This is a genomic window from Humibacillus xanthopallidus (assembly GCF_006716675.1).
Classification (GTDB): Bacteria; Actinomycetota; Actinomycetes; order Actinomycetales; family Dermatophilaceae; genus Humibacillus; species Humibacillus xanthopallidus_B.
Genome location: NZ_VFPM01000001.1, coordinates 333,169 through 346,817 on the forward strand (window position 1 = coordinate 333,169; position 13,649 = coordinate 346,817).

General features: G+C 73.2%; 11 protein-coding genes. 4 read left to right on the plus strand and 7 right to left on the minus strand.

Annotated features, from left to right (window positions below; all coding sequences use genetic code 11):
- Positions 1-27 precede the first annotated feature (27 nt).
- The 7 genes from FBY41_RS01365 to FBY41_RS01405 all read right to left on the minus strand — a co-directional run bounded on the left by FBY41_RS01365 (position 28) and on the right by FBY41_RS01405 (position 8,116).
- Positions 28-678 (minus strand): GtrA family protein, encoded by a 651-nt coding sequence (locus FBY41_RS01365; protein WP_141841636.1) that lies wholly within the window; start codon positions 676-678, stop codon positions 28-30.
- A 264-nt stretch (positions 679-942) separates the two neighbouring features.
- Positions 943-2,784, minus strand: a complete 1,842-nt coding sequence (locus FBY41_RS23725; protein ID WP_260439493.1) for an HNH endonuclease signature motif containing protein — start codon at positions 2,782-2,784, stop codon at positions 943-945.
- A 477-nt stretch (positions 2,785-3,261) separates the two neighbouring features.
- Entirely contained in the window at positions 3,262-4,290 is a 1,029-nt protein-coding gene (locus FBY41_RS01375; RefSeq protein WP_141841637.1) for a sensor histidine kinase, read from the minus strand.
- A 2-nt stretch (positions 4,291-4,292) separates the two neighbouring features.
- Positions 4,293-4,970, minus strand: a complete 678-nt coding sequence (locus tag FBY41_RS01380; RefSeq protein ID WP_141841638.1) for a response regulator transcription factor — start codon at positions 4,968-4,970, stop codon at positions 4,293-4,295.
- A gap of 165 nt (positions 4,971-5,135) precedes the next feature.
- The gene (locus FBY41_RS01385; RefSeq protein ID WP_141841639.1) at positions 5,136-5,939 is read right to left on the minus strand and encodes an enoyl-CoA hydratase-related protein; all 804 of its coding nucleotides are present in this window, start codon (positions 5,937-5,939) and stop codon (positions 5,136-5,138) included.
- A gap of 41 nt (positions 5,940-5,980) precedes the next feature.
- A complete protein-coding gene (locus FBY41_RS23730) occupies positions 5,981-7,162 on the minus strand; it encodes an adenylate/guanylate cyclase domain-containing protein (RefSeq protein WP_260439494.1) in 1,182 nt (393 codons plus the stop codon).
- A gap of 45 nt (positions 7,163-7,207) precedes the next feature.
- Complete coding sequence (locus tag FBY41_RS01405) at positions 7,208-8,116, minus strand: biotin--[acetyl-CoA-carboxylase] ligase (protein ID WP_141841640.1); 909 nt, start codon at positions 8,114-8,116, stop codon at positions 7,208-7,210.
- A gap of 23 nt (positions 8,117-8,139) precedes the next feature.
- Between FBY41_RS01405 and FBY41_RS01410 the strand changes: the two genes are divergently transcribed.
- The 4 genes from FBY41_RS01410 to FBY41_RS01425 all read left to right on the plus strand — a co-directional run bounded on the left by FBY41_RS01410 (position 8,140) and on the right by FBY41_RS01425 (position 13,610).
- Positions 8,140-9,771 (plus strand): acyl-CoA carboxylase subunit beta, encoded by a 1,632-nt coding sequence (locus FBY41_RS01410; protein WP_141841641.1) that lies wholly within the window; start codon positions 8,140-8,142, stop codon positions 9,769-9,771.
- Positions 9,772-9,799: 28 nt separating this feature from the next.
- A complete protein-coding gene (locus tag FBY41_RS01415) occupies positions 9,800-10,027 on the plus strand; it encodes an acyl-CoA carboxylase subunit epsilon (RefSeq protein WP_141841642.1) in 228 nt (75 codons plus the stop codon).
- A gap of 63 nt (positions 10,028-10,090) precedes the next feature.
- Positions 10,091-11,842 (plus strand): protein kinase domain-containing protein, encoded by a 1,752-nt coding sequence (locus FBY41_RS01420; RefSeq protein ID WP_141841643.1) that lies wholly within the window; start codon positions 10,091-10,093, stop codon positions 11,840-11,842.
- 52 nt (positions 11,843-11,894) lie between these two features.
- A complete protein-coding gene (locus FBY41_RS01425) occupies positions 11,895-13,610 on the plus strand; it encodes a DUF885 domain-containing protein (RefSeq protein WP_141841644.1) in 1,716 nt (571 codons plus the stop codon).
- The last annotated feature ends 39 nt before the right edge of the window (positions 13,611-13,649 follow it).

A 13,649-nucleotide genomic window follows, 5' to 3' on the forward strand; every position in this document is an offset into this window, starting at 1 on the left:
CCCAGCCTAGTCGCCGCTCGCCGGTGCTCAGGCCGCCGGGTCGCCGCGGCCCGCGCCGGTCGGGGCGGGGGCCTGGAGCCCGGCGCTCGCCCGGTCGCCGGCCGGCTCGCCGAGCGCCTCCTCGAGGTGGCTCGGGTCGGCGAGGTCGGGGTGGTGGGTGCGCACGGCCGTGAAGGTCCACAGCTTGTTGAGCACGAACGACACGGGCGTGACGACCGCGATGACGATGAGCTGCGCCCAGTAGAGGCGGGTCCGCAGACCCGTCGAGTTGTCGAAGACCGCCTCCGGGAGGTGCAGTGGCGACCCCTCGTGCATGAGCAGCGTGAGCAGCACGAGCCCGACGAGCTGGCCGAGGAGCCCGACGGTGAAGAACGGCAGGTACTCGCGCCACCACGCGGCGCGCTGGCTCGAGCGGAAGGTCCACGACCGGTTGAGCTGGAAGTTCCAGAGGTTGGCCACGAGGAAGGCGATCGTCGAGTAGACGTGGTACCACCGCACGTTGAACTCGGTGAAGGGGATGCCGACGATCGCCTCGCGAGCATCCGGGCCGAGCTTCTTGACGACGATGAGCGTCAGCATGTTGACGAGCACGCCGGAGGCGCCCACCAGCGCGAACCGGCCCAGCAGGACCCAGTTGTGGCGGTGGCGCACGAAAAGGAAGTGGTGCAGGCGCCTCACTCGGGCACCCTACCCCGCGAGCCTTGGAGTCCTTTCGGGATCGCGGGCGTGAACACTGACCGGCAGCCGGCCTGCACCCTGCCGCCGGGGCGCGCGTCAGGTTGGCGGTGTCGGGGCCCGGGCCTGGCCAGAGGACGCGCTCGCGGGTGCTTTGGCGCAGGGTGCCGTCGGCACAGGATCGTGAGATCGTCGGACCGGGTAGGGCTTCCCGTGCCGGGCATACCGGGGTCCCCGCCGGGGTCGGCGGGGGGCGGGGCGGGTGGCTCAGGTGTGCCAGGTGACGCCGTGGGCGGTGACGGTTGCGGTGAGGTTGCGGCGGTGGACCTCGGTGTGGTGTCTCGGGCACAGCAGGGCCGCGTTGAGCAGGTCGGTCGGGCCGCCGAGGGCCCAGTGGGTGACGTGGTGGGCGTCGCACCAGCTCGGGGGCATGGTGCAGCCCTGCCAGCTGCAGCCCTTGTCGCGCACGCCGAGGGCGAGGCGTTGGGAGCGGGTGAAGAGGCGTTTGCGGTGGCCGACGTCGAGGGGTTTGCTGTCGCCGCCGAGGACCATGGGGATGATCTGGGCGTCGCAGGCCATGCGGCGCACCACGCCCGGTGACAGGACGTCGCCGCTGAGGGTGATCCCGGTGCCGGTCCCGGTGCGGGTGCCGGTGCCGGTGCTGGTGCTGGTGCTGGTGCTGGTGCTGGTGCTGGTGGGGGGCTTGCGGCGGAACGGCTGGGGGATGTCGTCGGGGGTGTCGTGGGGGGTGTCGTGGCCGAGGTCGTCGCTGAGGTTGGTGAGGAGGGTGTCGAGGTCGATGAGGACGACGACCTTGGCCTTGTCGGTGGTGGGGACCCGGTCGGCGGAGGCGACGCCGCGCTGGAGCATGGCGAGCAGGGCGTCCATCCGGCGGCGGGCGGGGGTGCGGTCGTCGGCGGTGATGGTGTGGCCGTGTTCGTCTCTCTCGGGGCGGGGGAGGGAGAGGGGGTCGATGGCGGACTTGAGGATGGCGGCGCCTTCGGGGTCGAGGGTGCCGCGCAGGCCGACCATGCCGGTGGCGTTGGGTGGGGTGAACCACAGCCCGCGCGCGGTGCGGCGGCGGTGGTCGAGGTCGTCCTGGTCGCGGGGTGGTGTGATCTGTTCGGTGTGGTGGCGCACGAGCCGGGCGAGCTCCTCGGGGCGGAGCTGGCGGGCTTGGTCGGTGAGGTCGGCGAGGGCGGTGGTGAGGTCGCCATCGTCGGCGACCGGGGCGGTGCGGGTGTGGAAGTCGAGGATCTGGGCGGCGTTGCCGGCGGTGACCTGCCCGGTGGTGACGAGCAGGCGCAGGCGCGCCCAGCGGGGGTCGGTCAGGGCGGTGCCGACGGTGACGAGGGCTTTGGCCTGCCCGGCGGTGAGGGAGGCGTCGTGGCGGCGGAGCCAGTCGACCCGTGAGAGTCCGTCCGGAGCCTCGGTGCCGCGGGAGACCAGCTCGGAGACGATGCCGACGAGGGTGACCTCGAGGGTGGCGCGCTGCGCGGCGACCCGCTCGGCCGCGGCCGCGAGGTCGGTGTCGGCGTGAGCCACCAGGGACCGGCCGACGACCGCGTCGAGCTGCACAGCCTGCTGGGCGTCGGCGCGGCTACGGTCGCTCTCCCAGGTTGCGGCGCGGGCTGCGGTGGCCTCGATCCACTCCGGGTCGTCGACCATCGCGAGCCACTCCGTCTCCGAGAGGGGCTCGAGCCCTTGCGGGTCGATCGCGTCCAGCACCTCCACAGGCACCCCGGACCACGGCCCCCGCGGCGAGGTCACCGGCCGCACCTGCGGCGCGACCCGACGGCTCGGCCCGCGCCGCGACGTCCCCGTCGATCCTTGGGACGGCCCCGGCTCTGCCGGGCCGCTCGTGGTCCTGCCCCACTCGGCCCACACGCCCGCCCCGTCAGCCTCCGCGGGTGCAGTCGTCACAGACGGTCGCGACGGGCCCGACGCGGTCGCGGAGGACGCGTCGGGCGCGGACGGGCCGGACGGCATACCGCCCGTGAGGCGCTGCCAGAAGTCGCTCGCGGACGTGCCGCCGCTGGAACGCTGCCGCGTCTCCAGGTCGGCGAGCCGGCTCCTCAGGAGCTCGAGCACGTCTGCGTTCTCTGCCATGAAACGACACTAGAGGCGACCACCGACAGTGCCCGTTCCGCCAACGCACGACAGGTGTGCGTCGGGTTGATGGTTCTCGGTTCGGCCCGGCCAGAGGGGTGTTCGCAGCTGACCTGGCGCAGGGTGCGTAGCTCATGTGACCAGGTCGGCTGCTCGCTCGTCGAGGTGCAGTCCTTGGACTGCCCTGGCGATGGCTGGGTGTTGCCGCGTCACGGGCGTCAACCGAGTGTTCGAGCGTGACTGGGGTCGGCGAGGGACGCTCTTGGCGTAGGAGCATCTCCGCGTCAACCAACGCGCACGACCCGCCCAGGGCCCGGGAACAGGCGCGGCCGGCGTCACCGAGAGGGCCATCGAGGGATGCGGCGACTCACGATCGGCGCAGGGTGGACCTGCGCTCACTCATGGACCGACACGTCCATGACTCACAACCGTCCCGCTCCACACCGGCGCGGGCCGGGCGACCCGGCGCGGCCGCGCTCAGTCGGTCTCGGCCTCGGAGAGGAAGAGGGCGAAGCGGGCGGGCTGGGCCTGCACGAGGTCGAGCCGGCCGCCGTTGGACTCGGCGAGGTCGCGGGCGAGGGCGAGGCCGAGGCCGGTGCTGCCGCCCGCGCCACTGCTCACCGACCGCTCGAAGATGTGCGGCGCCATGGCCGAGGGCACGCCGTCGCCCTGGTCGCTGACCTCGACGACGACGGAGGGCCCGGAGCGGCGCGCGTGCACGTCGACCGTGCCGCGCCCGTGCACGAGGGAGTTCTCGAGCAGGGTCGAGAGCACCTGCGAGAGCGCGACGGGGGTGGAGCGTACGAAGAGTCCCCGCTCGCCCCTGACCCGCACCGACCGCCGGGCCTGCTCGAAAGCCGGCTGCCACTCCCGCTGCAGCGCGGCGATGACGGAGTCGAGAGACACGGCCGGGGCCGGCCCGCCCGACCCCCGTGTGCGACCGAGGAGGTCGTCGACGACCCGCGTGAGGCGCTCGACCTGGGCGATGGCGATGTTCGCCTCCTCCTTGACGACGTCGGCGTCGTCGGTGAGCGAGATCTCCTCGAGGCGCATGAGCAGGGCCGTGAGCGGGGTGCGCAGCTGGTGCGAGGCGTCGGAGGCGAAGTCGCGCTCGGCAGCGAGCGACTTCGTCATGTCGTGGGCGCGGCGGGTCATGACCTCCGAGACCGTGTCGATCTCGGCGATGTCGGAGCGCACGGGGGCGAGGCGCGCCTCCCCCGCAGCCAGCCGCTTGGCGACGGCGACGAGGTCCTGCGACGCTCGCTCGATGTGCGCGCGCGTCCCTGTCGTCGCCAGGTGACCGGCGAGCACACCGAGCAATCCCGCCCCGATCATGACGGCCGCGAAGCGCGCCACCCCCGTCGTCGGGTCGGCCGTCAGCCATTCCGCGACGACCGAGGCTCGGGTGGTCAGGACCCACCACACGACGCCCGTCGCGAGCACCGCCGCGACCACCGCGCAGACGAGCGCACTGGTGAAGGAGGTGCGCGCCAGCAGCCGGCGCACGGTCAGTCTGCCTGCGGCCGCTCGAACCGGAAGCCGACACCACGGACGGTGGCGATGTACTGCGGCGACGTCGCGTCGTCACCGAGCTTCCGGCGCAGCACCGAGATGTGCATGTCGAGCGTCTTCGTGGAGCCGAACCAGGCGGTGTCCCAGATCTCGCGCATGAGCTGCTCGCGCGAGACGACCTTGCCCTGCTCGCGCACGAGCACGCGGAGCAGGTCGAACTCCTTGGCCGTCAGCTGCAGCTCGATCCCCTTGAACCAGGCCCGGCGGCCGTCGGAGTCGATCCGCACGAGCTCACCGGTCACGGCGGCGTCGGACGGGGTGCGGCGCAGCAGCGCGCGCACCCGGGCGAGCAGCTCGGCGAGGCGGAAGGGCTTGGTGACGTAGTCGTCGGCGCCGGCGTCGAGCCCGACGACGGTGTCGACCTCGTCGGCGCGTGCCGTGAGGATGAGCACGGGGATCGTGCGGCCCTCGGCCCGGATGCGCCGGCACACCTCGAGACCGTCGATCTTGGGCAGGCCGAGGTCGAGCAGGACGAGGTCGGGGTTCTCCTTCGCGCCGTCGAGGGCTGCTGCCCCGTCCTCACGAACGTCGACCTCGTAGCCCTCACGCCGCAGGGCACGGGCCAGTGGCTCCGAGATGGCGGGGTCGTCCTCCGCCAGGAGCACTCGAGTCATGTCACCGTCCTCGTTCCATCGCACATCCGTCGCCCCCGACGCGTCGAAGCCTATCCACAAGGCCCGCGGGCGCACGTCGTGGCAGCCCCCAGCGCCGGGGCCGGTCGGTGTCGGCGACGCTCGCCGAGCGGACGCCCGACGAGCAGACGCTCGCCGAACGGGGCCTCACCGACCGGGCCAGACCGGCGTGCGCTTCTCCGCGAAGGCCGCGACCCCCTCGCGCCGGTCACCGGAGAAGGCAGTGGCCCGCCAGCACGCGTCCTCGACCTCCAGCCCGGTCGCGAGGTCGACGTCGGCGCCGAGGCGCATGGCCCGCTTGGCGTTGCGCAGCCCGACCGGCGAGTTCGCGGCGATCGCCCCGGCGAGCTCGAGCGCACGCGCCCGGGCCGTGCCCGCAGGCACCACCTCGTCGACGGCGCCGAGCTCGAGCGCGGCCGCGGCGCCGAGCCGCTCGGCCGTGAAGATCGCCCGGGCCGCGCGCGACCAGCCCACCCGCCGCACGAGCAGCTGGGTGCCCCCGCCACCGGGGATGACGCCGACGCTGACCTCCGGCAGCCCGACGAGGGCGCCCTCGCCCGCGATGACGAGGTCGCACGACAGCGCGAGCTCGAAGCCTCCGCCGAGCGCGAAACCGTCGACGGCCGCGATCGCGGGCACCGGCAGCGCCAGCACCCCGCCGTATGCCGCCCGCGCCACCGGCCGCTGCTCCATGAGGTCGGCGTCGGTGAAGGAGTTGCGCTCCTTGAGGTCGGCTCCGACGCAGAACGCGCGGTCGTGGCTGGAGCTCAGCACGACGCAGCGCACCGAGTCGTCGGCCGCCACCTGGGCGGTGGCCGCCGCGATGGCCTGGGCCATCGCGGTGGACACCGCGTTCATCGCCTCGGGACGGTCGAGCACGATCTCGGCCACGTGCTCGAGACCGGGCACCTCGAATCGGTCGACGCGCACGAGGGCGGGGCGGGGCGGCATACGGGCTCCTTGGTCTGCGCCCGAGAGGGCGGGTGGGTGGGTCAGGTGGTGCCGCGGCCGGCGCTCGAGGCGCGCCGCAGCACCGAGGGGGTGACGGCGCCGACGCCGCGCAGCACGCGGCGGCGCTGCCCGGTGAGGACGAAGCCCGACATGCTCGCGAGCTCGCGGGCCATCGGCGCGTCGACGAGCACGGAGCCCGCTCCGGCGACGGCGGTGAGGCGCGACGCCCGGTTGACCGTGGTGCCGAAGACGTCGCCGAGGCGCGAGATGATCGGCCCGCGGGCCATGCCGCACCGCACGTCGGGGAGCACGTCGTCCTCGGTCATCGTGTCGACGAGGTCGAGCGCGATGGCGGCGGCCGGCGCTGCGCCGACGGTCGTGAAGAGCACCTCGTCGCCGACCGTCTTGATGAGGCGCCCGCCGTGGGCGGTGATGACGTCGGCCGACAGGGCCTCGAAGCGCGAGACGAGCCGGGCGAGGTCGCGCTCCGACAGGCGGCGCACGAGCGCCGTGAAGTTGACGAGGTCGGCGAAGCCGACGGAGCGCATCTTCGTCAGGCCGAAGGACTCCGGGTCGGCGTCGGCCATCATGCGCGAGACCGTCGCCGACAGGTGCCGTCGCCACGCGTAGACGAGCAGCGGCTCGAGGCGGTCGGTCAGCTCGGCGAGGCGGCGCGCCGTCTCCGCCGCCGTCTCGACGCCGGGCACCGATCGTGACTCCGGGGACTCCGGGGACTCCGGGGACTCCGGGGACTCCGGGGACTCCTGCGACTCCGGCGACTCCGGCGACTCCGGCGACTCCGGCGACTCGGCACCGTCCGCCGCGACAGCCAGCTCGGCCGGTGCCCCGTGCTCGGCCTCGATGCGCAGCGTCGCCTCCGCCTCGACGGCCTCGGCGATGAGCTGCGACTGCCAGCCGGCGAGACGGTCGGCCGACCGCGCGAACGCGCGGGTCATCGCGAGCGCCGTCGGCTCGTCGAGCAGCCCCTCCCGGACGATGCCGGCGACGGTCGCGAGCGCCTGCTGGTCGGCCTCGGTGAACAGCTCGTCGTCGGTGTCGACGACGGGGAAGCCCAGGGCGTGCCAGAATTTGCGCGCCGACAGGAGCGACACCTCGGCTCCACGGCTCACGTCGCGCCGCCGGAGCACGCGGGGCTGGCCGAGCAGCTGCTCGGTGAAGTCCTGCCCAGCCCGGTCGGCTGGATCTGAGCCCGGGGCGGTCATGGCTCCGATCATGCCAGCCGCCCGGTCAGGCGCATCACGGGATCATCAGGGCCGGCGCACGTGCACGACGTCACCCGCCGCGAAGGTGCGGCGCCCGCTCGGGGTGACGACGACGAGGCCGCCGTCGCGGTCGATGTCGACGGCCTCGCCGACCGCTTCCACACCGCCCGGCAGGTGCACCCGCACCCGCGCACCCACGGTGGCGCACGCGGACACGTAGGCCGCGCGGGTCGACTCGTCCACCGCCCCGACGGCGGGAGACCCACCTGAGGTCGTGCCCTCGAGGCCTCGCAGCAGCGCGGCGAGCTCGCGCAGGTAGGCGACGACGACGTCCTCACGCCGCACCGTCGCGCCGGCGAGGGCGAGGGAGGTCGCCGTGTCGACGGGCAGCTCGTCGCGCGACTGGTCGACGTTGACCCCGGTGCCGACGACCACGACGTATGCCGTGTCGTGAGCTCCCGGCCGCTCCGACGGCAGGGGGACGAGCTCGCAGAGGATGCCGCTCACCTTGCGGTCCTCGTCGTCGCCGAGAAGGACGTCGTTGGGCCACTTGAGGCGCGGGTCGAGCTCGTGGCCAGCCGCCCGGCTGACCGTCCGCAGCGCCCGCGACAGGGCGAGCCCCGCGAGCAGCGGCAGCCACCCGGCCACGGCGGGCTCCGTCACCGGCACGGCGCAGGACACGGCCACGGAGGCCCGGTCCGGCACCTCCCAGACCCGACCGAGACGCCCGCGGCCGCCGGTCTGGTGGTCGGTCAGCACCACCCACCAGAGGCAACCGTCGCGCGCACCCGGGGCGGCGGCATACGGACCGGTAGGGGTGGCGGCACGGGTGACGAGCTCGCGCAGCCGGGTGTTGGTGGAGGCCAGCGCAGCATGGAACTCGACGCCGCGCCACGGCTGCCCCGACGTGACCAACCCCGCACCGACGATCTCCGCGTCAAGCGAATCGCGCACGTCGCCAAGACTAGAGTGCGGCCATGGCACCCGATCAGGCACTCGCTGCCGCCCAGACGGCCGATCGCACCGACCTCGACCTGACGACCACGGCGGGCAAGCTCGCCGACCTCAAGCGTCGCGTGGCCGAGGTGGCCAACGCAGGCTCCGAGCGGGCCGTCGAGAAGCAGCACGCCCGCGGCAAGAAGACGGCCCGCGAGCGCATCGAGATGCTGCTCGACGAGGGCAGCTTCATCGAGATGGACAAGTACGCCCGGCACCGCAGCAACCAGTTCGGCCAGGAGGCCAAGCGGCCCTACGGCGATGGCGTCGTCACCGGCTACGGCACCGTCGACGGGCGACAGGTCGCGATCTTCGCGCAGGACTTCACCGTCTTCGGTGGCTCCCTCGGCGAGGTCTTCGGCGAGAAGATCGTCAAGGTCATGGACTTCGCGATGAAGATCGGCTGCCCCGTCATCGGCCTCAACGACTCCGGCGGCGCCCGCATCCAGGAGGGCGTCGTCTCGCTCGGGCTCTACGGCGAGATCTTCCGCCGCAACGTGCACGCCTCTGGGGTCATCCCGCAGATCTCGCTCATCATGGGCCCGTGCGCCGGCGGTGCCGTCTACTCGCCCGCCATCACCGACTTCACGGTCATGGTCGACAAGACCTCGCACATGTTCATCACCGGCCCCGACGTCATCAAGACCGTCACGGGTGAGGACGTCGGCTTCGAGGAGCTCGGCGGCGCGCAGGCGCACAACACCCGCTCCGGTGTCGCGCACTACATGGGCAGCGACGAGCAGGACGCTGTCGACTACGTCAAGGCGTTGCTGTCCTACCTGCCGAGCAACAACCTCGAGACGCCGCCGGCCTACGGCGAGGGCGAGGCCGACCTGTCGGTGACCGACGACGACCTCTGGCTCGACACCGCGATCCCCGACTCGCCCAACGTGCCCTACGACATGAAGCACATCGTCGAGCACGTCGTCGACGACGGCGAGTTTCTCGAGGTGCAGCCGCTCTTCGCGCCCAACATCATCACCGGCTTCGCCCGCGTCGACGGCATGTCGGTCGGGGTCGTCGCCAACCAGCCCATGCAGTTCGCCGGGTGCCTCGACATCGACGCCTCCGAGAAGGCGGCTCGCTTCGTGCGCACCTGTGACTGCTTCAACGTGCCGGTCCTCACCTTCGTCGACGTGCCGGGCTTCCTCCCGGGCACCTCGCAGGAGTGGGACGGCATCATCCGTCGCGGCGCCAAGCTCATCTACGCGTACGCCGAGGCGACCGTCCCCAAGATCACCGTCATCACGCGCAAGGCCTACGGCGGCGCCTACGACGTCATGGGCTCCAAGCACCTCGGCGCCGACATCAACCTCGCGTGGCCGACGGGCCAGATCGCCGTCATGGGCGCGCAGGGCGCCGTCAACATCCTCTTCCGCAAGGAGCTCGCCGCCACGGCCGCCGAGGGTGGCGACGTCGAGGCCCACCGCAGCCAGCTCATCCACCACTACGAGGAGACGCTGGCCAACCCCTACATCGCGGCCGAGCGCGGCTACATCGACACCGTCATCTCCCCGTCCAACACGCGGATGAACGTCACCCGGGCCCTGCGGGCGCTGCGCAACAAGCGCGAGTCGCTGCCACCCAAGAAGCACGGGAACATCCCGCTGTGACCCGGCTGTCCACGACGAGGAGGCTGCGGTGAGCGAGACCACGGCGCCCACGGGCGCGGCGAGCCCCACCCTGTCCGTGTCGGGCAACCCGACGCCCGAGGAGCTGGCGGCGCTCGTCGTCGTGCTCTCGGCCCTCGGCGGCGGCGACGAGTCCGACGCGGGCACGCGCCGCTCCGCCTGGGCCGACCCCGCCTGGCGCCTCGTCGGCCCGTCGACGCGGATCGGGGGGTGGCGCGCGAGCGCCCTCCCCCGCTGACGGGCAGCCGGCGGACGCCTGCGTTTGACGCCCGCCCCGACCGCTGCCCTAGGGTTGTCCGTCATGTCCGCCGACTCCTCCACGCCGGTGCGGCTCTCGGGACGCTACGTGCTCGGCGAGCCGCTCGCTGTCGGCGGCATGGGCGAGGTCCACGTCGCCACCGACGAGCGACTCGCCCGACGGGTTGCCGTCAAGCTGCTCCACCGCGCCCACGGCGGCTCCGCGGAGGCCGTCGAGCGCTTCCGCCGTGAGGCTGTCGTCGTGGCCGGGCTCATCCACCCCTCGATCGCGCAGGTCTACGACTACGGCGTGCACGACGACGGCATCGACGAGCCGTCGCACTTCATCGTCATGGAGCTCGCGCCGGGCACCGACCTCGCTGACCTGCTCCGTCGCCGCGGGCGCCTCGACCCGCACGAGGCCGTCTCCATCGCCACGCAGGTCTGTGCCGCTCTCACCGCGGCGCACCGCGCCGGCGTCGTGCACCGCGACATCAAGCCCGGCAACGTCATCGTCTCGCCCGAGCTGCGGGTCAAGGTCACCGACTTCGGCATCGCGCGCAGCCTCGGGCACAGCGCCCTCACCGACGTCGGCACGATCCTCGGCACGGCCGCCTACCTGCCGCCGGAGCAGGCCCGCGGCGAGGCCGCCACGCCGGCGTCCGACCTCTACTCGCTCGGGATCCTGCTCTACCAGATGCTGACCGGGCGGCCTCCCTTCGAGGGTGACACGCCCGTCGCCGTCGCCCTGCGCCACCTCGACGAGCCGGTCCCGGCGCCGAGCGCCTCGGCCCCGGGGGTGCCGGCCGGGCTCGACCGCGTCGTCGCGGTCGCGACGGCCAAGGACCCGGCCGACCGCTATGCCGATGCCGCAGCCATGGCTGCGGCTCTGCGGGACGCTCTCCCCGACGACCCCGCCGCTAAGGCACAGGCGGCACAGGCGGCACAGGCGGCACACTCAGGGCAGCCGGCGAGACCTGCTGCGGCCGGCACGGACGCCACGGCGCTCGTGGCCCTGCCCCTCGACGCGACGCGCGCCATGCCGGCCCTGCCGCCCGCCGTCCCCGCAGCCCCCCGGACAGCCCTGACAGCCCGGACAGCCCGGCACACCGCGTCGTCCGCCGCCCGGTCCGGACGCCGTGTGGCGTGGGCCGCCGCGGCCGTCGCAGCCCTCGTGCTCGTCGTCGGCGGGGGCATGCTCCTCGCCGACCGCCCCGAGGCCCCGCGCGTCGCGTCCGGGCCCTCCGTGGCCCCCGGGCCCGCTACGACGACAACCGGCTCGCCCACCCCGACCCGCGTGCCGACGTCCAAGGCCGAAGCCCCCACGCCCGAGCAGCCCACCTCGACCCCGCCCGCGGACGAGGTGCGCCTTCCCGACGGGCTCGTCGGCACGCGGTCCGCGGACGCGAGGCGCACCCTCGAGGTGATGGGCCTGAAGGTCCAGACCGTGCAGGCGCGCTCCCGCGCCGACCGTGGCCAGGTGCTCGCCACGGTGCCGGGCGCCGGTGCCACCGTGCCTGCCGGACAGACCGTCGTTCTCGTCGTCAGCCGCGGAGGGGTCAAGTCCGAGAGCAGGTCGGACGGTGGCCCGTCCCGAGGCGACACCCTCACCGTGCCCGGGTGGATCGTCGGGTCGTCGGCAGCAGACGTGCGCGACGCCCTGCCCGACAACCTCCGCACCGACCTGCGCGTCACGACCGTCTCCGTGCCGTCAGCCCAGCCGAAGGGCACCGTCGTGGCGACGTGGCCCGCGGTGGGCGAGCCGCTGACCGACGGCCAGCTCGTCCTCGTCGTCGCGAGCGGGCGGGGCGACTGAGCGACCCGAATTGCGTCGCCACGCAGGCGGGGTCGTGCAGTACGTTCGGCGGGTGACCGACACCCCTGACACCCAGACCGATCCGTCGCAGGCCACCCGCCCCCAGACCGACGTCGACCGCATCGCCGAGCGCTACTTCGACGCCGCGGTCGCGCTCAGCCCCATCAACGCCACCTTCCTCGGCGTGCCGGGCGGCGAGGAGGATCTCGACGACCTCTCCCCCGCCGGCAATGCCGCCGCGTCGCAGGTGCGCCGCACCGCGCTCTCCGAGCTCGCCGGCGCCTCTCCCGTCGACGACGTCGACCGGGTCACCGTCGCCGCGATGACCGAGCGGCTCCAGCTCGCCGAGGACCGGTATGCCGCGGGCCTCGACGAGATGTCGCTCAACGTCCTCGCCTCCCCGCTCCAGAGCGTCCGCGACGTCTTCGACCTCATGCCCCAGGACTCCGAGGGCGACTGGCGCGTCTTCGCGACCCGCATGGGCAAGATCCCGGCCGCCCTCGAGGGCTACCAAGAGGCGCTCCTCGTCGCGCGCGACCGCGGACAGGTCTCGCCGCGCCGCCAGGTCGAGGCTTGCGCCGAGCAGTCACGCGACCTCACCGCCGACGACGGCTACTTCGCGAAGGTCGTCGCCGACGCGACGGTCGGCGACGAGCCGCTCACGGGTGAGGTGCGGGAGGCGCTCGCCGCGTCCGCGAAGGCCGCCGCGGCGGCATACGGCTCGATGGCCGACTGGCTCGAGCGTGAGCTGCTCCCCCACGCTCCCGAGGACGACGCGTGCGGGCGCGAGCGCTACGCGCTCGAGTCGCGCTACTTCCTCGGGGCGACGGTCGACCTCGAGGAGACCTACCGCTGGGGTCAGCAGGAGGTGGCACACCTCCACGCCCAGATGGCCGAGATCGCCGAGGGCCTCGAGCCCGGGGCGAGCGTGCAGCGCGGCGTCGAGATCCTCGACGCCGACGAGAAGTACCAGCTCCACGGCACCGACGCGCTCAAGGCCTGGATGCAGGAGCGGGCCGACGAGGTCATCGCCGACCTCAAGGACGTCCACTTCGACATCCCCGGCCCGGTCCAGCGCATCGAGTGCATGATCGCGCCGACGCAGACAGGCGGGATCTACTACACCGGGCCGTCCGACGACTTCAGCCGCCCGGGCCGCATGTGGTGGTCGGTGCCCAAGGGCAACACCGAGTTCCGCACGTGGAACGAGCTGACGACCGTCTACCACGAGGGCGTCCCCGGCCACCACCTCCAGGTCGCCCAGACCGTCTACCGCTCGGGGCTGCTCAACAAGTGGCGCCGGCTCGAGGCGTGGACGTCGGGCCACGGCGAGGGGTGGGCGCTCTATGCGGAGCGCCTCATGGCCGAGCTCGGCTACATGGACGACCCCGGCAACCGGATGGGTTGGCTTGCCGGACAGTCGCTTCGGGCCGCCCGCGTCGTCATCGACATCGGTGTGCACTGCGGCTTCGACGCCCCTGACGAGGTCGGCGGCGGGGCGTGGGACTACGACAAGGCGTGGACCTACCTCACCCGCTACGGCTTCATGGACGAGAAGGTCCTGCGCTTCGAGCTCAACCGCTACCTCGGCTGGCCGGGGCAGGCCCCGAGCTACAAGATCGGCGAGCGCCTCTGGCTCCAGCTCCGCGACGAGGCGAAGGCACGCCAGGGCGATGCGTTCGACCTCAAGGCCTTCCACCGCCGCGCCCTCGACATCGGCGGGGTCGGGCTCGACACCCTCCGGGCCGCGGTGCTCGACGAGATCTGACCGTCGCAGCCACGCGCCGCGCCGTCCCGACCGCCACGG

What these genes read in the sequence shown, in the direction of transcription:
- FBY41_RS23725 (WP_260439493.1), bottom strand. Translation starts at nt 2,784, where the DNA reads ATGGCAGAGAACGCAGACGTGCTCGAGCTCCTGAGGAGCCGGCTCGCC.
- FBY41_RS01380 (WP_141841638.1), bottom strand. Translation starts at nt 4,970, where the DNA reads ATGACTCGAGTGCTCCTGGCGGAGGACGACCCCGCCATCTCGGAGCCA.
- FBY41_RS01385 (WP_141841639.1), bottom strand. Translation starts at nt 5,939, where the DNA reads ATGCCGCCCCGCCCCGCCCTCGTGCGCGTCGACCGATTCGAGGTGCCC.
- FBY41_RS23730 (WP_260439494.1), bottom strand. Translation starts at nt 7,162, where the DNA reads ATGACCGCCCCGGGCTCAGATCCAGCCGACCGGGCTGGGCAGGACTTC.
- FBY41_RS01410 (WP_141841641.1), top strand. Translation starts at nt 8,140, where the DNA reads ATGGCACCCGATCAGGCACTCGCTGCCGCCCAGACGGCCGATCGCACC.
- FBY41_RS01420 (WP_141841643.1), top strand. Translation starts at nt 10,091, where the DNA reads ATGTCCGCCGACTCCTCCACGCCGGTGCGGCTCTCGGGACGCTACGTG.